Annotated in this window: 11 protein-coding genes; 1 reads left to right on the top strand and 10 read right to left on the bottom strand. The window is 66.9% G+C overall.

From position 1 onward, the window contains the following. Positions 1 to 13: 13 nt before the first annotated feature. The 7 genes from VHN57_RS06790 to VHN57_RS06760 form a co-directional block, all read right to left on the bottom strand. Positions 14 to 1,024 (bottom strand): glycosyl hydrolase family 8, encoded by a 1,011-nt coding sequence (locus tag VHN57_RS06790; RefSeq protein ID WP_278986863.1) that lies wholly within the window; start codon positions 1,022 to 1,024, stop codon positions 14 to 16. Continuing rightward, the gene (bcsD, locus tag VHN57_RS06785) at positions 1,014 to 1,478 is read right to left on the bottom strand and encodes a cellulose biosynthesis protein BcsD (protein ID WP_010339109.1); all 465 of its coding nucleotides are present in this window, start codon (positions 1,476 to 1,478) and stop codon (positions 1,014 to 1,016) included. The genes VHN57_RS06790 and bcsD overlap by 11 nt, the downstream gene beginning before the upstream one ends. After that, on the bottom strand, positions 1,478 to 4,852 hold the full coding sequence (locus VHN57_RS06780) for a cellulose biosynthesis protein BcsC (RefSeq protein ID WP_278986862.1): 3,375 nt from the start codon (positions 4,850 to 4,852) through the stop codon (positions 1,478 to 1,480). Before VHN57_RS06780 ends, bcsD begins: the two co-directional genes overlap by 1 nt. Next, on the bottom strand, positions 4,849 to 9,225 hold the full coding sequence (gene bcsA, locus VHN57_RS06775; protein WP_278986861.1) for a UDP-forming cellulose synthase catalytic subunit: 4,377 nt from the start codon (positions 9,223 to 9,225) through the stop codon (positions 4,849 to 4,851). Before bcsA ends, VHN57_RS06780 begins: the two co-directional genes overlap by 4 nt. Beyond that, positions 9,222 to 9,941, bottom strand: a complete 720-nt coding sequence (locus VHN57_RS06770; RefSeq protein WP_423283226.1) for a ParA family protein — start codon at positions 9,939 to 9,941, stop codon at positions 9,222 to 9,224. The genes bcsA and VHN57_RS06770 overlap by 4 nt, the downstream gene beginning before the upstream one ends. Continuing rightward, positions 9,941 to 10,288 (bottom strand): hypothetical protein, encoded by a 348-nt coding sequence (locus tag VHN57_RS06765; RefSeq protein WP_099230088.1) that lies wholly within the window; start codon positions 10,286 to 10,288, stop codon positions 9,941 to 9,943. The genes VHN57_RS06770 and VHN57_RS06765 overlap by 1 nt, the downstream gene beginning before the upstream one ends. 192 nt (positions 10,289 to 10,480) lie before the next feature. Next, a complete protein-coding gene (locus tag VHN57_RS06760; RefSeq protein WP_037521545.1) occupies positions 10,481 to 11,653 on the bottom strand; it encodes an FAS1-like dehydratase domain-containing protein in 1,173 nt (390 codons plus the stop codon). Between the two features lie 294 nt (positions 11,654 to 11,947). Here VHN57_RS06760 and VHN57_RS06755 point away from each other — a divergent pair, with 294 nt between their 5' ends. Next, positions 11,948 to 13,528, top strand: coding sequence for an ABC-F family ATP-binding cassette domain-containing protein (locus tag VHN57_RS06755; RefSeq protein ID WP_423283223.1), 1,581 nt, complete (start codon positions 11,948 to 11,950; stop codon positions 13,526 to 13,528). Here VHN57_RS06755 and nagE read toward each other — a convergent pair. From nagE to VHN57_RS06740, 3 genes are read right to left on the bottom strand one after another with little or no spacing between them, the layout of a single operon-like run. Then, complete coding sequence (gene nagE, locus VHN57_RS06750; RefSeq protein WP_278986183.1) at positions 13,525 to 15,204, bottom strand: N-acetylglucosamine-specific PTS transporter subunit IIBC; 1,680 nt, start codon at positions 15,202 to 15,204, stop codon at positions 13,525 to 13,527. The genes VHN57_RS06755 and nagE overlap by 4 nt on opposite strands. Further along, positions 15,201 to 17,669 carry a phosphoenolpyruvate--protein phosphotransferase gene (gene ptsP / locus VHN57_RS06745; RefSeq protein WP_278986184.1) on the bottom strand — a complete coding sequence of 823 codons (2,469 nt, stop codon included), beginning with the start codon at positions 17,667 to 17,669 and terminating at the stop codon, positions 15,201 to 15,203. Before ptsP ends, nagE begins: the two co-directional genes overlap by 4 nt. After that, positions 17,666 to 19,942: a beta-N-acetylhexosaminidase gene (locus VHN57_RS06740; protein WP_278986185.1), complete on the bottom strand. Its 2,277-nt coding sequence runs from the start codon at positions 19,940 to 19,942 to the stop codon at positions 17,666 to 17,668. Before VHN57_RS06740 ends, ptsP begins: the two co-directional genes overlap by 4 nt. Positions 19,943 to 20,062 lie beyond the last annotated feature (120 nt).

The raw sequence follows: 20,062 nt of genomic DNA, 5'->3' as shown, positions 1-20,062 counted from the left end.
GGCTCAGCCCCGATCAGGCGAGCTTACCGGCCAGCATCTGCAGCGAGGCCGCATAATAATCGGTCGACAGGCCTGCCGGTTGCGGCAGGCCCATGATCTTGCCGGCAATCGCCATGCCCCCCGCCGACAGGGCATAGGGCGCGACCTCCCCGGACTGGACATCGACCCAGGCCGGGATCGGCTGTTGCCGCGTCACATAGCCCTGCCAATAATCCCGGATCGGCTTCAACAGCGCAGCCCGGCGCCCGGCCTGCGCGTAGAGCGGCACGCGGATCGCGTCGAAGCCGAAACGGGCGGGCTTGCCCATGGCCGGCACGACCATGTCATGTCCCGTCACATCGACCCAATCGGTCGGCAGCTTGAGCGGACCGAATTGCGCCGCCGCCATCAGCGCTTCGCTGTCACTGATGATCCGCCCCCAGGCAGCCTCGCCATCCAGGCGACGGAAGGCGTCGAGCGCGGGCCAGACGAAATAGGAAGGGTTGAGCGTCACCGCCTCCGGCGTGACGAAGCCCTGAAGGCCGGGCAGCAGCAATTTGCGCCCATGGCGTTCCAGCACCAGATGCTGGCGGATGGCGGCGCGGATCTCGGCCGAGCGGGTGGCATAACGCCCCTCGCCCCAGCTTTTGGCCGCCTCCGCCAGTGCCCAAGCAATGAACAGATCGCCGTCGGTCGCATTATTGGTGTCTGCCACCGGATTGGGCTGCCGGGGGTCATAGCGCCAGGCGTAAAGCGCCATATCAGGCCGGACCAGATTGCTATCGGTCCAGTGCAGGATCGCGTCGAACGCTTCCCGGTCATCGTTCCACAATGCCAGGCCCAGGCCATAACCCTGCCCCTCGCTATGGCTGACACCGCCATTGCCATTGTCGATGATGCGGCCGGACGGATCGAGGAATGCCGCCTTGAACCGGGCCCAGTCGCCATTGGTCACGCTGCTGCCCCGCGGCTGACGCGCCTTGGCGCAGGCTGCCGTGAAAACCAGTCCCATCCCCACCAGCAACGCACGCCGGTCAACGCCCATGGCGTATTTCCATGATGCCGTCGCGCCATTGCAGCACGGATGTATGCAGGTCCGCGCCGCCGCCCAGCGCCCGGAACCAGGCATCATAGGCGCCACGCAGCAGCGGCGGCGCCATGTCCGCCCAGCGGCCATCGACATCGCCCTGGAGCGTTTCGGGCAAACCGACATGCTGGATCATGATTGCATCGTCCGTCATCCGCAATTGCGCCTCACCCCAGCCCAACGTCCGCCACAGCCGGTTGATCCGCGCCATCAGCGCGTCTCCGTCCGAAATGTCGGCGACCTGAAGCAGCGACGCGATGCGCCGACCGACTGCGCCAAAAAAGGCGTCGGCCTGGCCACGGGTCGCGGTGCCGAACACCTCGCTGCCAATCATCGCGGTCAGCAGCGACAGCCCGTCCATCGTCCACTGATCAGTTTCGGCGGGCTGATATTCCACGGCTTCCCGGATCATCAATTGCCTCCCAGAGACTGTTTGATCCCAATCAGCGACTTGAACTCGTCATAGCTGCCGAAGGTGTTGATGCTCATCTCACCGCCGACCCGCGTGCTGGGACTGACACGATAATAGATCGCGCCGTCCGCCGAAAGGGCAAAGCCGGTCTTGCTCAGGCTGTCATAATAAGAGCGCACATCGCTGTTCTGGGCCTTGAGGCCATCCAGCACCGCCTGTGCCGCCGGATCGGTCGGATAGACATTGACCTGATCCTGGCTGTAGCTCTGATAGCCAGGCGCCACGCCCGCCTTCACCTCCAGCAGGTCCGACGCATAGGCATAACGCACCGGCAGGCTGATGCTGAAGAAGCTCTGCGGGCTGAAATAGCCGCCAAAGCCGTAGGTGAAGTAGTTCTGATTATTGTCGAAATCCTGATAGTTCACATTGACGCCGCCGGTGATCGACGAGCGATCGCCGCGATAGAAGGGCAGATAGCCACCGACATTGGCCTGGAAACCATGGTTCTTGCGGACATCATGCCCGGCATATTTATAATAGGACAGGTCGCCATAAACCCCCGCCCCATCCTGATCATAAGAGAAGGATGCGCCGCCGCCGGTCCGCATCACCTGCCCCCACATCGCCCCGGTCACGGGATCGCGTGTGCCAGCATAGGACAGGACGCTGTCGGTCACCGGCTTGCGCTCGAACCAGGCGCGGGCCGTGGCATAGGGTGAGAAGCGCGGGCTGATCGCCGCATGCCAGGTCACGTCGCTATCCTCGAAACCGAGCGGCGTGACGCCGACCTCCAGTTTCAACAATGGCGTCTCGTAGCCGGCCGACAGCGCCACGCCCGACGCATGCTGGGTATCGGCATCCACCAGCGCGGATTCCTCCTGATCGACGATCCCCTGCGCTTCGGGCGTCGCATTGCGACCGAAGCGGGCAAGGCCCGACCGGCTGGGACGACCTGCATCCAGCACCACCGCTTCCGCCCTGGCCTTGATCCGGCCGTTGCCAAGGCTGGTGGAGACTTCGGCCGATCCGGTCAGTTCCTTGAGTTCGCTCAGCCCCGCTTCACCCGATCGCTCGCGATAGCCGGTGCGCAGTTCGGCGCGCGGGCCGCTGTCGCGGGTCAGGGTTCGGATCTCGGTCTGGATGCGATCCATCACCGGATCGCCGCTTGTCATCATCGATCCGCCCGGCGCAGACGCCGACATGCCGACGGTCGGATAGCCGCCCGGCATCGGAGCGGACTGGGCCACGACCGCGGGCGGGAAGCCGCCGGCTTCGCCAACCTGCGGCATCGGCGCGAACGCCATGCCTGCCGGCGACGGCGCCTGTCCGACCAGCCGCGCGCCCGATCCCAGTGCGAACGGATTGACCGCCGCCGGAGCGGCCGCAGCCGACTGGTTGCGGAACGGGTTGTTGCCCTGCATCGTCGCGGCAAAGGGGTTGCTGGCGGTAACATTGCCTGCGCCGCTCTGCGCGGCATAGACTTCCTTCGCACGCTTCAGATAGCGCAATGCGGCGCCCTCGTCGCCCCGCGCCTGCTCCATCCGCGCCGCCGCCATGTAGATCTGATAATCATTGGGCGATTGCTGCAAGGCGCGCTCGATCGTGGCGCGTGCCAGATCCTTGTCGCCCGCTGCCCCCGCCGTCTCGATCAGGCCCATCAGCGCCCCCTTGTCATTGGGCGACTGGGCCAGCACCAGTTGATAGGTCTGCGCCGCCTGGGCCGGCATGCCACCGGACTGATAGAGCCGTGCCAGCGCGGCCAGCACTTCCTGATTACCCGGCACAGCGTTCCACGCGCCCTGCAGCAGGTCGAACGCCTGGGCGTTCTGGCCTGCCAGCCGCAGCCGATCCGCCTGCGACGCCGCCATGATGCCGTTCATGCGCGCGACGACACGCTGGCCGTCGGGCGTATTGCCCGCCAGTTGCGCGGCGCGTTGCACGGCGCTGGTGGCAAAGGCATCGCGCCCGGTCTTGGCCAGCACGCGCACGATCGGCTCATAGCCGGCCGGGTCGGTGATGGTGCCGGCGGTCAGCGCCTGCTGCGCCAGTTGCGCCGCCCCTTCCCGGTCACCCAGTTCGAACATCGCATCGGCCACCGCCGCCTGCTTGGTCGGGTCGATGCCGGGGGTCGCGGCCAGTTGGCGCAGCGCCATCAGCGCATCGGCCTGCCGCCCCTGCGCGGCCATCGCCTTGGCCCGCTCGATCGCGCCGTCCACCTTCAGGCCGACAGCGAAATTGCGCATCTGTTCCGTGCGCTGCATTTCGGGAATCCGCGCCATCAGCGTATCGGCGGCCGACGCCCGGCCGCGATCGGCGTTGAGCAGCGCAGCGGCATAAAGCCAGTCGGGATCACTCGACGATCCCAGCGAGTTGATCAGCGATTCCGCCTCGGGCAGGCGCTGGCGCTGGATCAGATAGCGGGCAAATTCATAACGGATCCACGGATCCTGCTGGTCCAGCAACAGGCCGGAATGAAATTCCTGTTCGGCGGTGACATCATCGCCGCGCGCGGCCGCGGCACGGGCGCGATCGCGCGCCGCCCGGCTCGCCAGCCGACCATCGGACTGCTTGGCCCCTTCATTTGCCTGCCGGTAGAGGTCTGCCGCATCGGCATAGCGCCCCTGCCGCTCATAGATATCGGCCAGCAATTCGAGCGCCGGGCCACGCTGCGGATAGCCGGAACGGACCAGCGCCTCGGCATCGGCCTGCGCTTCGCCAAGCCGGCCCTGCGCCAGCGTCGCACGCGCATCGGCCAGACCGCCGAAGAAGCGCGCGGAGGCCAGCGCCTGCGCCCATTGGCCCGCCGAACCGCGCTGCGACGCCTGATCGAGCAGGTCACGCGCTTCGCCGAAGCGCCCCTGGCGCAAGCGCACCAGGCCAAGACCGCCCAGCGCGTCCGCATCATTGCGATTGGCCGCCACGGCGCGCTCGAACGCCCGCTCGGCGCCATCCAGATCATTGGCGTCGAGCGCCTTGAAACCGCTCGCGCGCGACGCGCCACCGCCAGCATTGCCGCTCGGGCGCGCTGCTTGCGTCCGATTTGCCGCCGAGGGGGCCGCAGCCGGCGTGGGCGTCGGGCGTGGCGTCGTTTCGGCGCGCCGTGCCGGCGCGGGCGCGGGCGTGGGTTTCGGTGCCGGCTGTGCCTTGGGCGGCGGGCCGGCCAGTCCCTTGCGCGCTTCGGCATTATTGGGATCGAGCGCCAGCGCCCGGCGATAGGCCTGGTTGGCGAGATCCTGTCGCCCCTTGGACTGCCAGTAACGGCCCTGCTGAATCAGCGGCGCGACGCCCGGCACATCGGCCAGCGTGGGCGTCGGCGCCATGCAGGCCAGCGCCAGGGCGGCGCAGGTGGCACGCAGACGGAGGGTGCGGCTCATGCCTCATCCTCCTTGCTCAGGCGACGGCGCTGCTGCCGGCTGAGGTAGAGATAGAGCGGTCCGGCGAGGATGAGCGCCGCGAGCAGGCCGCAGGCGGCCATCAGCAACGGCCGCTGGCTCAGCCAGAAGGCCGCCTTCATCCAGAAGGGCAGATAGCCGACCCAATAGCCGGGTCCGACGGCAAAGCTGCTCATCCCGTCGCCGCTGGCAACGGCCAGGTCGCCCTGGATCTGGGCGTTGATCTTGGCATCGGCCATGCCGCCGACTAGGTCGGGCAATGCGCGCGGATCGTCCGCCAGCAGGGCCACGACGCTGCGACCACCCTCGAACGGGGATTCGAAGCCGACAATGCCGGCAAAACCGCTGGACGAGGTCACGAACGCATCCGCCTCACCATCTCCCGATCGATCGAACGGCGAGAAGAAGGCGAAGATGCGCTGGATCGGGCTCATCTCCGTCACCTGCAGCCGGCCATTTTCATAGCGGACCGGTGCGCCGGCGAAGAGCTGGTCGGAACCCGCCACGCTGCTGCCACCGATGACGATGATGTCACGCCCCTGCAGCCGCTCGCCATCGACAGCGTTGGCGACGACGACCCCGGTCACTGGCGCGCCGGTGGAATCGCCCATGCGGCCCATCAGCACCAGGAAGGCCTCGACCGCCCCGGCCGATGGCTGGCCGCCCATCAGCACCGTGGTTTCCGACAGGTCGGGACGAATGGTGAAGGGATAGCCAGCGCCGGCAAAGGTCGCGAGATCGGGCATGTGCAGCGCGTGATAGGCGCGGCTGAGGTCAATGCTGCTGCTCGGACGCACGCTGACCCGGACATTATCGGGCAGCGTCCCTTCGCACTTCTTCTTGTCGGCAATGATCAGATTATAGTCGAAGATCAGCTCGTTCTGGCCGAACAGATTGTAGCGCGGCAGCACGATCGAGGCGCTGGAATCGTTGGACGATGCGCCCTGCGCCCCGAACAGGCTGTCCCACCAGCCAGCCCCTGCGAGCGGCAGCGTGCGCAGATACTGGTTGTTGATCGAGACATCGAGGCGCGAAGCGCGACGATCGAGCCATTTGGCCGCCGGATAGCGATAGCGCAGGTCCAGGCGACCGCCCTGGCGCGGCCAAAAGAAGAGATCGGGAGCGACCCGGAAGCGCGCCGACAACGGGCCAGGCGGCAGGCCCATGCCCTGCAGCGCATTGGCGTCCATGATCTCGCCCAGCTGGACCGGGCGGTCGGTGCGCAGCCAGCGCGGCGCGGCATAGCGCGCATAGGTCGGGATGCGGACCCCATCGAAATTCATCCGCGCGCCGCTCAGCACGCCGCGGCCGCTGGCGATCGCCGCAGCGGCCAGCTTCAACTCGCTGGCGTTGCGGCCCATCACCACCAGCAATTCGCCGAACGTGTCGCGCGGATTGCGGATGACCGTGGCGCTCGGCCCGGTGATCGACAGGTTCAGGCCGGCGATCGGCCGGTCCGGCGTCGCGAACAGGATCGCGTTTCCGGTCGGGATCTGGTTGTAGACCGGCTTGAACGAAAAGCCGCGATAGCTGGCTTGCGCACCCAGCCAGGAAGCCAGGCTGGCGGCCGCCTCCAATTCACCTGCGCGCGGCGTGCCGGCGAAGACGAAGGGCAGGCGCAGCGGCAGATTGTCGTGCCGGTCGAAGAAGGGACCGGGCAGACGGCCCAGATCCGGCGCCATCGGCAGCGTCTGGACGCTGAGGTCGAACCAGGACCGGACATTACTGATATTGGCCCAGAGCGAACTGTGGAACGGATCCTCGCAATCGCGCGCATAATGGCCGACCAGGCGTAGGTTGAGCTGGTTGTCGCCCGGCAGGAACAGCGCCGGATTGACCGGAATGGTGATGTTCTGACCACCTGATTCCGCCGGGGTCAGGCGAATGGTGCGCACCACTTCGCCGTTCAGCAGCACGACCAGCTGGCTGAGATCGCCGAGCATGGCCGGCGACCAGGCGAAATTCAGCGTCAGGCTGCTGTCGGTCACCACCTCGTTGCGGCGCATGCCGAAGGGAATCCCGATTTCGCCGCGCGTGCCGGCCAGGCGGATCGGCATCTTGACCTGCAGGTCGCGGAAGCTGAGTCGCTGCTTCTGCACGCCCGCTGCGGTGGCGGGTGCCAGCGTCGCGGCAGGCGCCGGTGCCGCCTGCGCGAAGGCGTGCCCGCTGCCTGCGAGCAGCAGCGTCCCGATCGCGGCCAGGCCCAGCAATGCGGTCGCAGCCTGCTTGGCGGCTTTCGCCGCGGCGGCCAGGCGAACGGCCTTCTTCTGTTTGCGGCGCTCCGTGCGGTTGAGGCGGAACAGGCGCTTGAGGGTCATATAGTCGACCACGATGATATCCCAGAGAGAGTGCAGGGCCGAAACCGGCTTGCGGGGGGCAGCGGGCTGCCAGGCATCGGCACGGCCCATCACCGCGCGGACGAGGTGGCGCGAAGAGATCATGTCCAGTTCCTGGAAGCGCAGATTGACCTCGCCCCGATCGAACCGGACCATTTCGACCGGGATCGTCAGCTTCTCGTCACCCATCGGCAGCGACATATAGGCGACACGCCGGTCGCGCAGCGGGAAGTCGGGCGGCACGGCGATCGCGGCGCCCCCCATCGAAATGTCGATCGTCGTCGCGTCGATCACATAGCCATCGGCCATGTAGAGGGTGACCGGCAATTCGGTGACGATGCGGATATATTCGCGCGCCTGCCGCGTCTCGCGCGCGACCGAAACGGCCGCGATCAGGATGATCAGGCTGAACACGGCCCAGACGACGTTCAGCACCAGCGTATCGGTCTGGATGTTGAACAGATGCGGGAAGAAGACCCGCTTCACGATCGCCAGCCCGATGCCGAAGATGATGAGGCCGATGCAGATCAGGTGCGGGCGCACCGTCGACAGGTCGAAATAGGTCCGGTCGAGCAGGCTGCCTTTGTCCGTCACGTTGAACTTGCCCTTGCGCGGCTGGAAGAAGGTCATGACCGTCGGGCGCGCCAGGTGAAAGGCCAGGATCGTCTCGTAGATTTCGCCCCAGAACGGTCGGCGATCCCCGCCCTGCGTGTTCGCCGACGAGGTCATCGAACAAACAAGATGCGGCAGCGCATAGGCGAAGATCAGCGAGGCCGAGGCATGGATGATGTTCTGGCCGAAGATCAGATAGGCAAGCGGGCTGGTCAGGAAGACGATGCGCGGCAGCGGAAACTGGAAATGCAGCATCGCATTCAGGTAGCAAAGCCGCTGCTGCCAATTGAGGCCGCGTCCGAACAGCGGATTGTCGATCCGCAGGATCTGGGTCATGCCGCGCGCCCAGCGGATGCGCTGGCCGATATGCAGCACCAGACGCTCGGTCGCGAGGCCAGCGGACAGGCGCGCGCCGATATAGGCGGTATTCCAGCCCATGCGCTGCAACTTCAACGCGGTATGCGCGTCCTCTGTCACCGTCTCACCGGCAAAGCCGTTGGTCTGGGCCAACGCATCACGGCGGATGACGGCGCAGGAACCGCAGAAGAAGGTCGCGTTCCACAGGTCGTTGCCGGACTGGACGGCACCGTAGAACAGGTCGCCCTCGCCCGGCAGGTCGCGCACCGTGCCCAGATTGCGCTGGGCGGGATCGGGCGAATAGAAATGGTGCGGCGTCTGCATCAGCGCCAGCTTGGGATCCTGCTGGAACCAGCCGACGGTCATCTGCAGGAAGGCGCGGGTCGGCACATGGTCACAGTCGAAGATGGCGATCAGTTCGCCATTGGTCTTCTTCATCGCGGCATTGAGGTTGCCGGCCTTGGCATGAAGATTGTCGCCACGGGTCAGATAGCCGCAGCCGGCCTGGCGCGCGAACGCCTGAAACTCGGGCCGGCGGCCGTCATCCAGGATGAAGACGCGGAAGCGATCGGCGGGATAATCCATGTCCATCGCCGCGAACACGGTGTTGCGGACGATCTCCAGGCTTTCATTATAGGTCGGGACATAGACGTCGACGCTGGGCCACTGATCGGGCTCACCCTCGATCTCGACCACCTCGCGGTCAAGCGGCCAGCCAGTCTGCAGGAAGCCCAGCACCAGGATCAGCCAGGCATAGACTTCCGCCAGATACAGGCCCGACCCCAGCAGAAATTCTGCCAATGTGCCGAATTCGAGCGTCTCGGTGGTGCGCCAGAACATGTAGCGGGTCGATACGATCATCGACAGGATCGCGAGCACCAGCAGTGCGCGGCGACTGCGCAACCGGCCCAATATGGTCGCGCCCACGATGGTGATGCCGGCAAAGATCCACTGCGCTTCCAGATCGAGCGGCACGGTGATCGCCAGCAGGGCGAACAGCCCGGCCAGCACCAGCAGTCCGTTGCTCAGGATCGCCTGCCGGCCCTTCACGAAGTAGCCTCCTCGGCCGCCTCTACCAGCCCGGCCGCCTGTTCCACGGTCGTCACCAGCCTGCGCAGATCGTTGAGCGCCACGCTGGCCGGCGCGAAGCGGGCCAGCGGCTCGAACATCGCGCTTGCCTCGTTCACCGCCTCGTCACGGCGGATCGTGCCGAGCAGCTTGCTGCCGAACAGTTCGCGCAGGAAGATATGGGTGTGGCGCGACAGGCGATGCGTATCGTCCAGATGGTTGAGCACGAACCCGGTCTTGGCAAGATCGATCGTCGCCGTGCCCGGTTCTACCTTGGGCAGTGCCGCAAGCGATCCGGGGCGCGGATGCAGCGGGCAGACATGCAGGGCGGCATGCGGCAGCAACATGTCCTTGGTCTCGCGGTCCCCCGCCGCCACATCGGCAATGAAGATCTTCTTGCCGGCGAACGGCGAATGATCCGGCTTGCCCAGCAGATCCTGGAAGGTCGTGTCACGGCGCAGGCCATAGGCGGAAAAGAGCGCGACGCCCGACACCGCGATCTGATCGGCGCTGCCGTCGTTCAGTTCCGGCAGACCCTGGGCCGGGGTCAGGCCGAAATAGAGCTTGAGAGAATCCTGATAGGTGAAGTCGAGCGCGCTGACATCATGCCCACGCTGCGCCAGATGGATCGCCAGTTGCGCCGCGATGAAGCTGGTGCCGACGCCGCCCTTGGGCGAATGACAGAGGATCAGCGGCATCAATAATCTCGCTTGTCGGGGTCGTTCGACAGATGGCCCAGGAAATCGCGCAGATTGCCGCGCGGCGCAGCGGATGGCGGCGCGTCCTGATAGGCGTCGAACATGCTGGTCACATTGGCGCGGGGTGCGGGCGCATGTTGCTCGGGCTCGGCGCGGCGGACCGCCAGCACCGCTTCAGCCTCGCGCGCTTCCAGTTTGGACAGGGGGCGTCCGACCACGCGCGGGTCGGTCAGCAGGGCCTCGAAGATCGGCCACAATTCCATGTCCGCGAAACTGTCCGCGAACTCGCGATAGCGAAAATCCCGGCGCCCCAGCCGGGCCAGAAGGCTTTCTGCGTCGGAGCGCATGGCCCTGTTCTCCCTGATATCCAAGGAAAACCTAGAGTAAAATGGTTAACAAAATCTTTAGAAATTCGAAGAAGTTGCGGCATTGCGGGCGCTGCGTGCGACGCACCGTTCGTCGCACGCAGGAAAATCCCCTTTTTGCTTCAACATCTTGGCGCCGCGAGCCGCAAAAACGCGCCGCGGCCATTGCCGCGCTTATTTGCGCGGCAATGCAACTTCCGCCTTGGCGGTCGCCAGGGTCGTGCCCAGTTGATTGACCATGCGGCAGTCGATCTGCACCACGTCGCGTCCGTCATCGTCGACGAACTTGTCGACCACCGTGCCGGTCATGATCGTGATGTCGCCGGTGAAGGCCGGCCCGCGATAGGAGGCGACCGAATGGGTCACCATGCCCCATTCGCCGGCCCAGCCCGCCAGATAATCGACGATCCAGGCGCCCATCGACGCGCCATAGCCATAGGCCCGCGGCATGCCGATGAAGCGGGCCCAGCGCGGGAAGAGATGGCCGCGCGATGGGCCGAAATAGGCGCCGTCGGTCAGTTCCGGATTGATCCGCTCCATCACCGGGTCATTTTCATGCCCCGCCATTTCCTTGACGAAGCCCAGCGCCTCCATGTCGAGATCGGTGCGCCGGTGCGTGCCGCCCCAGATGGTGAAGAGATAGGCGCGCCATTCGGTGGTGAAGCTGGCAATGCTGTGCGGGCCGATGACGCGCTCGGGCAGCGCGGCGCCGATCTGGATATCGTCCCAATAGCGTTTGCCATGGCCCAGCTCATGCAGCATCTGCACCCAGTCGAACTTGCGATCCTGGATCTGCGCCAGTTCCTCGTCGCTCCACACCGGATCTTCGGTGCCCTCGACCACATCGGTCGTCTTCTCGCGCCCCGCCTCGGCCAGATAGCGGATCGAGGTCGAGCGCTGCTTGGCGATCAGTTCGCCATTCTGGTTGTAATAATTATTGTCGCCACGCTGGAAACAGGTCGGCCCGGCGAACTTGGTATCCTTGACCGTATAGTCGAACGGAATGCGCTCATTATGGACCAGGTCGCCGCCCTGGATGCGCGGACCATAGAACCACCATTCGTCGCCGCCGAACAGCAGGTGCGAATTGGGGATGGCGCCGACGCACGCCGGCCCTGCGCCATGGCCATCATCCATCGTCACGGCAAAGCTCTGCGGCGCGACCAGCCGCCCCCAGCGCCCTTCGGCGGCATAATCGGCATCATAATGCAGCAGATTGGGATAATGCATCGCCTGCGCCCAGCGGCGGATGTCATTATTGTGGATCGGCTCGCGCATCCGCGCGGGCTGCATCGGCTTGCCGAGATATTGGTCGATGTCCGAACAGTCGAAGACGGCTATGCTCATGGTTCCCCTCCGAGGAAATCTTTGTTCTGCCCTGCCATGGCGGAGCAGCGCCCGACGGCACAAGTCCACGGCCGGCGACAGCATGCGCACCGACAAGCGGGAACATCCCGTCAGGCCGCAGAAAAGCGCGGTTTTTCGCCGTTTATCGCGATGCCGATGTTTGTCCTGTGCCGCCCGGAGCTTGAACAGGGTGGCGATTGCAGCTAGATTGATGCCTCAATTCACAAGAAAAGAGACGTGCCGTGGATTTCAACCTGACCGCAATGCCGATCCGCAACGCTGCCAGGGAAATTCATGCTCATGCCCGCCATATCCTGTTCCAATCTCGGTTGGACCACGCCTGACGGCCAGTCCGTCCTTTTCGGTCTAGACCTTCGTTTCCAGAGCGAGCGCACCGCCCTTGTCGGCCGCAACGGCGTCGGCAAGACGACCCTGTTGCGCCTGATCGCCGGCGATCTCACCCCCAGCAGCGGCAGCATCGCCGTGCAAGGCCGGCTTGCCCGCCTGCGCCAGGCCGTGCAGTTCGGCGCGGATGAAAGGATCGCCGATCTGTGGGGCGTCGCCGATGCCATCGCCCTACTGCGCCTGGCCGAAAGCGGCGATGCCACGGCCGAGCAACTGGCCGATGCCGACTGGACGCTGGAAAGCCGGATCGACGCCGCGCTGGAGCGGGTCGGGCTCGCTGCCGGGCCGGATACCCGGCTTTGCACTTTGTCGGGCGGCCAGCGCACCCGCGCCGCGCTTGCCGGCGCGATCCTGGAAGCCCCCGATTTCCTGTTGCTGGACGAACCGACCAACAATCTCGACCGGGCCGGGCGCGCGGCCGTTGCCGAACTGGTCGATGGCTGGCGCGCCGGCCTAATCCTCGTCAGCCATGATCGCGAGCTGCTGGAGCGGGTCGACGCGATCGTCGAACTCACCGGCCTCGGCGCCCAGCGCTATGGCGGCAACTGGTCCCATTATCGCGAGCGCAAGGCGGTCGAACTCACGGCCGCGGCCCATGACCTCGACATCGCCGAGCGGCAGGTGAAGCAGGCCGCGCGCAAGGCCCAGGTCGCGACCGAGCGCCAGCAGCGCCGCGACGCCGCCGGCGCGCGCAAGGGCGCGCGCGGCGACATGCCCCGCATCCTGATCGGCGCACGCAAGAACCAGGCGGAAGCCTCCTCCGCCGCCGGTCGCCATGTCGCGGAGCGGCTGCGCGCCGAAGCGGAGGATCAGGCGCAGGCCGCACGCAGCCGGGTCGAGATATTGGAGCCGATCCGCATCACCCTGCCCTCGACCGGCCTTGCGCCGGATCGGATCGTCCTGCGCCTCACCGATGTCAGCGTCGGTCATGATCCCGCCATGCCCTTGCTGGAACATGTCGACCTGCTGGTCGAAGGGCCGGAACGGATCGCCATCACCGGCCCCAATGGATCGGGCAAGACCAGCCTGCTTGCGACCATGGCCGGCACATTGCCGCCGCTCGCCGGGCGGATCGATCGGCCAGTGCGCCACGCCGTGCTGGACCAGACCGCCGCGCTGCTCGATCCCGCGCTGTCGATCGCAGACAATCTCGCGCGCCTGCATCCCGAACTGGACGAAAATGGTCGTCGCGCCTTGCTCGCCCATTTCCGTTTTCGCGGCGGCGCCGCGCTACAGCGCGTCGCGAGCCTCAGCGGCGGACAGATGCTGCGCGCGGGCCTGGCCTGTGTGCTGGGCAGCGCACCGCCGCCGCTGCTGATCCTCGACGAGCCGACCAACCATCTCGACCTCGAAGCGATCGAGGCCGTGGAGGCGGGCCTGCGCGGCTATGACGGCGCCCTGCTGATCGTCAGCCATGACGAGCGCTTCCTCGACGCGATCGGCATCAGGCGCCGGATCGCACTCGGCTAGGCGGCCCGCAACGCATCCGCCAGTGGCTCTGCCTGATCGCCCAGGATCAGGTGCAGCCAGCCATCGGCCGATGCCGGCAGCACCCAGGCCTTGACCCCAGCGCCCCGCAACGTCGCCGCGTCCACGGCAGCGGGCCGATCGACGCGCACCAGCAAACGCGTGCCGCGCGGCTCGACAGCGCGCACGCCGGCACCCTTGAGCAGCGCGACCAGATCGGACGTGCCCGCGACCGGCGCCGGATCATGCTCGGCCAGCGCGCTGCGGATCTCCGCTGCGACCTGATCGGCTATCGGCCCCAGAACGACCTGGAAACCGCCATCGCGCAGGCGGACGACGCCGCGCGCGCCCAGCGCTCGCAGACGAGCCTCGTCAGCGATTGTGCTGTCGCCCAGCACCAGCCGCAGTCGGGTGGTGCAGGCATCGACCGATCGGACATTGGCCTTGCCACCCAGCGCCGCGACCATCGCCGGCCCACGCGCACCGGCCATGCTCGGCACGTCCCCGGCCGCAGCGGCGGGTTCATCCTCGCGCCCCGGCGTCTTCAGGTTGAAGCGGCGGATGCACCAGCTGAAGGTGGCATAATAGACAGCGAAATAGACAAGCCCGACCGGGATCAGCATCAGTGGCTTGGTCGCAAGGCCATAGTTCATCAGATAGTCGAACAGGCCAGCGGAAAAGCCGAAACCCAGCTTCACGCCCAGCGCGTCCATGACGACCATCGACAGGCCGGTCAGCACCGCATGGACGACATAGAGGATCGGCGCCAGGAAGATGAAGCTGAACTCGATCGGCTCGGTCACGCCGGTAAGGAAGGAAGTGAGCGCGAGACTGAGCAGCAGGCCGCCGACCCGCTTGCGCCGATCGGGCAAGGCGGTGCGATACATGGCAAGGCAGGCGGCCGGCAGGCCGAACATCATCACCGGGAAGAAGCCCGACATGAAGCCGCCGGCGGTCGGATCGCCCGCGAAGAAGCGCTTGATATCGCCGGTCGCGCCATGGAAATCGCCAAGCAGGAACCAGGCGACATTGTTGATGATGTGGTGCAGCCCGGTAATCAGCAGCAGACGGTTGAGCAGGCCATAGACGAACAGGCCAAGCGGCCCGGCCGCCACCACCCATTGGCTGAGGCGATCGATCCCCGCCTCGATCCAGGGAAAGCCGAGGCCGAACATCAGCGCGCCGAACAGGCCGGCCAGCCCCGCGACGATCGGCACGAAGCGCCGCCCGGCGAAGAAGGCCAGATAGTCGGGCAGCTTGATGTCGGAAAAGCGGTTGTAGAGCAGGCCCGCGACGATGCCCGACAGGATGCCGGCTGGCACGGAGACCTTGGCGATTTCCTTGGCGCGCCAGGCGGCCTGCGCCGCCTCCGCCACGTCGGGTGGCAGGACCAGCAGCACCTTTGCCCCCTCGGTCGTCACCAGATAGGCGATCACCCCGGCGAGGCTCGCCGCGCCATGATTTTCGCGGGCCAAGCCCACGGCGACACCAGCGGCGAAGAGCAGGCCGAGATTGGAAAAGATCGCGTCGCCCGCCGCCGCGATGAAGGGAATGGCGAGCATGTCGGGCTGGCCAAGGCGCAGCAGCAGCGCCGCGATCGGCAACACCGCGATCGGCAGCATCAGCGCCCGGCCGAGCGGCTGGAGCCGGGCCAGCAGGGTGGCGGGACGAAAGCTCATGCCAGGACTCCTTGGGCCATTTCGCGCACCGCGGCGGCGCTTCCGGCGGCGCAGGCACGCTCCGCCAGGTCGATGCAGCGGTCCATGTCGAGCGTGCGCACCACCGCCTTCAGCCGGGCGATGGCGGCCGGGGTGGCGGACAATTCGGTGATGCCAAGGCCAATCAGGATCGGCGCGGCCAGCGGGTCGGAGGCAAGGCCGCCACAGACGCCGGCCCAACGGCCATGGCGCTGCGCCCCGCGCCCGACTTCGCGGATCAGGCGCAGCACCGCGGGATGCAGCGCATCGATCCGGTGCGACACCGCCGCGTTGCCGCGATCGACGGCCAGCGTATATTGGGTCAGGTCATTGGTGCCGACCGACAGGAAATCGGCCTCGGCCGCCAGCATGTCGGCCAGCATCGCCGCCGCCGGCGTCTCTATCATCACGCCCAGCGGCACCGGTGCATCGATGCCCAGCGCCGCTTTCTCCGCGTCCAGCATCGCCTTCACCGCGCGATAGTCGGACAGGTCGGCGATCATCGGCAGCATGATGCGGCACTGGTCCGCCGGCACGGCACGCAGGATCGCGCGCAACTGCACCTGCATCAGGTCCGGCCGGGCGAGGCTCAAGCGCACCCCGCGCAGGCCCAGCGCCGGATTTTCCTCGGCCGCCATCGGCAGATAGGGCACCGGCTTGTCGCCGCCAATGTCGAGCGTCCGCACGATCAGCGGCCGGTCGCTCAATGTCGTTGCGATGCCGGAATAGATTTCCCGTTGTTCGGCCTCGTCCGGCGCCGCCGCCCGCTCCAGGAACAGGAATTCGGTGCGCAGCAGGCCGCAGCCCTCTGCCCCGGCCGCCACCGCGGCGGCGGCATCGGCCTGCGATCCCAGATTGGCGAAAATCTCGATCCGGGTGCCGTCCGCCATGCGGCAATCGGCATGGGCCTCTGCCCGGTCGCGGCCGCGCTGCTCGCGCGCGGCGGCGATCCGTTCGCTGACCTCCGATAATGTGTTCACGCCCGGATCGGCATCGATCCGGGCCCCGTCCGCATCGAGAATGACCGTCCGTCCCTCGGCAATGGCCAGCACATCCCGGCCAGCGGCGACCAGCATCGGGATGCCGGCCGACGCGGCGAGGATCGCGACATGGGAAGTGGGACCGCCGGCCGCCGTGCAGATTCCGACCAGACGGTCCCTATCGAGCGCCAGGAACTGCGAGGGGAGCAGATCCTCAGCGATCAATATGCTTTGAGGGGGCAGCACCGGCACCGCGCTCGCGTCATTGCCGAGCAGAGCGGCGATCAGCTGTCGCTCGATATCGATCAGGTCGGCAACACGTTCCATCAGCAGCGGGTCGCCGGTCGCGCGGATCGCCTCGGCCGCCTGCGCGGTCGCATGGCGCCAGGCAAAGGCTGCGCTGCGCCCGGCATCGATCTGGTGCCCGGCCGCCTCGGCCAGTTCCGGGTCGGCCAGCAGCGCGCGATGCGCCGCCGCAATTTCAGCGGCCAGACCATGGCCGGCCGACAATTCGGCATCGACCGCTGCCATCGCTCGCGCGAGCGCGGCATGTTCGGCCGTCCCGCCCTGCCCGTCGCGCGGCACGTCGACATCGGCGACGCGCAGCTGCACCACCTGCCCGATCGCTAGCCCCGGTGCAGCCGTCACCGGGCCATGCTGCGGCACGACCGGCGCCGGCGCAGGATGATCGGCCTTCGCCTCCTCACCCAGCCCCGCTGCGATCAGCACCACCAGCGCCTCGACCGCCGCGCGGGCATCGCTGCCCTCGCCCCGGATCATGATCTCGTCGCCGGAGCGCACGCCCAGACCAAGCAGCGCGACCGCGCTGCGCGCATTGACGCTCTTGCCGTCCCGCAGGATCGCCACCGGCGCGACGAAGGTGCGCAGCAGCGCCGCGATCCGCGCGGCCGGGCGGGCATGGATGCCATGGGGGGCGTCGACGCGCACGACCCGCTCATGGCTGTCGCCTTCGCTGTCACCCTTGGCCGCCACCGGCGCCAGCGCCGTGATCCGTGCGACGCCATCATTCCAGCCGACCAGCCGATCGAGCGGCTCCAGCGACAGGGCATAGCCCTCGCCCGCCAGCACCACCGGCGTGATCAGCGCTCTGGCCCCTTCCGCCACGGCATCGAGATCGAAACCGATCAGCAGGTCTCCGGCCGCGACGGCATCGCCCGGTTTCACTTGCGGCGTAAAGCCCTTGCCGCCCAGCGTCACCGTCTCCAGCCCGACATGGATCAGCAGTTCCGCGCCATTGGTAAGACGCAGCGAGACCGAATGGCCAGTCGGCGCCACCGTCAGCACGGTCGCGTCAGCCGGCGCGCGCACTTCGCCTTCGATCGGGTCGATGGCAAAGCCCTCACCCATCATCCGCTCGGCAAAGACCGGGTCGGGTACGCTTTCGATCGGTGCCAGCCAGCCCGCCAAGGGCGCGCGCAACGTCACGCTGGCCATCATCCCGCTCATGGGATCAGTTCCACCTGCTTGATCGCCCATAGGGGCTCAACATCCTTCGCCGTATAGGTGATGCACAATGTTTCCTTGCCGCTGCGCGGCGCGATCGGCGCGACCAGCCGGGTGACTTCCGGATTGCCGACGGCCGGTGCCAGCGGCAACACGGCGATGCGCTCGCCCTCGCAACCGCCGGCCCGAACCTCCACTTCGCCGGCCGGGGTCGCCGGGGCGCGGAAATGGATGGCGTCGCGATCCTTGCCGATCTGGAAGTTGAACGGTAGCTGGCCGACGTCGATCGCAATCCTGGTCGCGCCGCCAACCGGCGCATCAACATAGAGCCAGCAGGGCTGCAGGATATCGGTCAGGAAATGCGCCCGCTCGCCCTGCGCCGGAGCATCATCCTCCAGCGACAGCACGACCTTGTTGGCGCAGCTTGCCAGTTGCTCGTCGGTGCGGCGCCGCAGGAAGGACGCGTCGAGACCGATGTCGATCGCGCCCGGCATCATCCCGCCGCGCCAGGCGGTGCCAGCGCGCAGCCGGGTACCGATAGGCAGGCTGAGGCTGTCCTTGTAGACCGGCGCGCGCGGCGTCACTCCGCTACCGTCCAGCGTATAGTGGATCGGGAAGCCCGACTGGCTTTCCAGCGTCACCCGCGCGGTCTTGTCGCCCGGCGCATAGTCGGTCTTTGCGTTCACCGTCAGCGCGCTGATCGCGGGTTTGAGGCCCAGCGTCCCCATGCGTGCCATCTGCGGCACCAGCCGGTCCATGAAGCTGGCAAAATCATGGCTCGCGACCGGCGACCAGCCGACTTCGGCCACCGCGCTGCCGCGCGGGAATTGCTGCCACTGGGCGCGTTCCTCGGTGCGGACATGCTCGGTGAAGAGATTGCCCTGCAGCCCCAAAATATGCTGCTGCTCGGCGGCGCTCAGCCCTTCAGGCTCGGGATTGAAGTCATACACGCTGCGTAGGTCCGACAGATGGCCACGCCCCGGCGGTTCCAGCGGCCCAAATCCCTGGCGATTGTCAAAATAGAGGATCGGGGCCGGGCTCAATATCGCGTCATGGCCCGACTTGGCGGCCGTCACCGCCCCCTCGATCCCGCGCCAGGAGGTGATGGTGGCGTGGGGCGAGGCACCGCCTTCCAATATCTCGTCCCAGCCAATCGGCTTGCGGCCATGCTTGGTCAGGAAATCGTCGATGCGGTGCATGAACCAGCCCTGCATCGCATCCTCGCTGCCGATGCCCAGCGCCTTCATCTTCGCCTGCATCGCGGGCGAGGATTTCCACTGATCCTTCACCGCCTCGTCGCCGCCGATATGGATATAGGCCGACGGGAACAGCGCCATCACATCGGTCAGCACGTCCTCCAGAAAGCCAAAGGTCGCGTCATCGGCATTATAGAGCCAGGGGAAGACGCCCCAGTCGGACTCCGTGCCCGGCGGGATCGGCACGCCCATGCCGAGCTTAGGATAGGCGCGGATCGCCGCCAGCGCATGGCCCGGCATCTCGATCTCCGGCACGATCATGACGCCGCGCGCGGCGGCGTAGGCGACGATCTCGCGGATTTCGGCCTGGGTGTAGAAGCCACCGACCTTGGGCAGCGGCGGCGCGCCGGGTGCGCCAGCGGGCACGCGCCAGGCGGAAACTTCCGTGAGGCGCGGATATTTGGGGATCTCGATACGCCAGCCCTGATCATCGACCAGATGCCAGTGTAGCCGGTTGAGCTTGTTGACCGCCATCCAGTCGATCAACTGGCGGACATAGGCGGGCGACTGGAAATGGCGCGCACTGTCGAGCATCAGCCCGCGCCACTGGAAGCGCGGCGCGTCGGCAATGTGCATCGCCGCGACCGATACCGGGCCGGCTGCCTGATCCTGCGTCATCGCCTGCCACAGCGTCACCGCGCCATAGAGCAGGCCCGCATCGTCGCCAGCGGCGATCTTGGCACCCTTCTCCGTCACGTCTAACGTGTAGGATTCAGCCGTGCCGGTCTTTGCCCGGCGAAACGATACAGCGTTGCCGCTATCGCCCCCCGTCTCGATCCGAGGGCGGAAGCCCCGGCTGCGCGCGACCAGATCGGCGAACCGCTCGGCCGCGTTGCGGGCAGCGGCATCGCCGGTCGGAACCCGGATCGGAGTGGTCGAGTTGATAAGAAAAGCGCCCTGCCCTTCCCGCATCTGCGCGGGCACCGGCAACAGGCGGGGCAGTTCGGCCATGGCCGGGGCGGTGGCGATGCCGGACAGCATCAGCGACGCAAGCAGCGTCAGGCGGCGGGCACGGATCACGAAACAGGCTCCCGAAAATAGCGTGCCCTTGCCGCGCCGCGCGGACGCGACAAGGGACGTGCGGCGGGCGGACGCTGTTGCGTTCCGTCCCGCCGTCTTCAAGTCATGCGCCTTCTGACA

Origin of the sequence: Sphingobium salicis subsp. salicis (assembly GCF_049472635.1) — a bacterium.
GTDB classification, from domain to species: domain Bacteria; phylum Pseudomonadota; class Alphaproteobacteria; order Sphingomonadales; family Sphingomonadaceae; genus Sphingobium; species Sphingobium yanoikuyae_A.
Note: the sequence above shows the minus strand (reverse complement) of the source record. Positions and strands in the feature narration are given on the sequence as shown.

What these genes read in the sequence shown, in the direction of transcription:
- VHN57_RS06790 (WP_278986863.1), bottom strand. Translation starts at nt 1,024, where the DNA reads ATGGGCGTTGACCGGCGTGCGTTGCTGGTGGGGATGGGACTGGTTTTC.
- bcsD (WP_010339109.1), bottom strand. Translation starts at nt 1,478, where the DNA reads ATGATCCGGGAAGCCGTGGAATATCAGCCCGCCGAAACTGATCAGTGG.
- VHN57_RS06780 (WP_278986862.1), bottom strand. Translation starts at nt 4,852, where the DNA reads ATGAGCCGCACCCTCCGTCTGCGTGCCACCTGCGCCGCCCTGGCGCTG.
- VHN57_RS06770 (WP_423283226.1), bottom strand. Translation starts at nt 9,941, where the DNA reads ATGCCGCTGATCCTCTGTCATTCGCCCAAGGGCGGCGTCGGCACCAGC.
- VHN57_RS06765 (WP_099230088.1), bottom strand. Translation starts at nt 10,288, where the DNA reads ATGCGCTCCGACGCAGAAAGCCTTCTGGCCCGGCTGGGGCGCCGGGAT.
- VHN57_RS06760 (WP_037521545.1), bottom strand. Translation starts at nt 11,653, where the DNA reads ATGAGCATAGCCGTCTTCGACTGTTCGGACATCGACCAATATCTCGGC.
- VHN57_RS06755 (WP_423283223.1), top strand. Translation starts at nt 11,948, where the DNA reads ATGCTCATGCCCGCCATATCCTGTTCCAATCTCGGTTGGACCACGCCT.
- nagE (WP_278986183.1), bottom strand. Translation starts at nt 15,204, where the DNA reads ATGAGCTTTCGTCCCGCCACCCTGCTGGCCCGGCTCCAGCCGCTCGGC.
- ptsP (WP_278986184.1), bottom strand. Translation starts at nt 17,669, where the DNA reads ATGAGCGGGATGATGGCCAGCGTGACGTTGCGCGCGCCCTTGGCGGGC.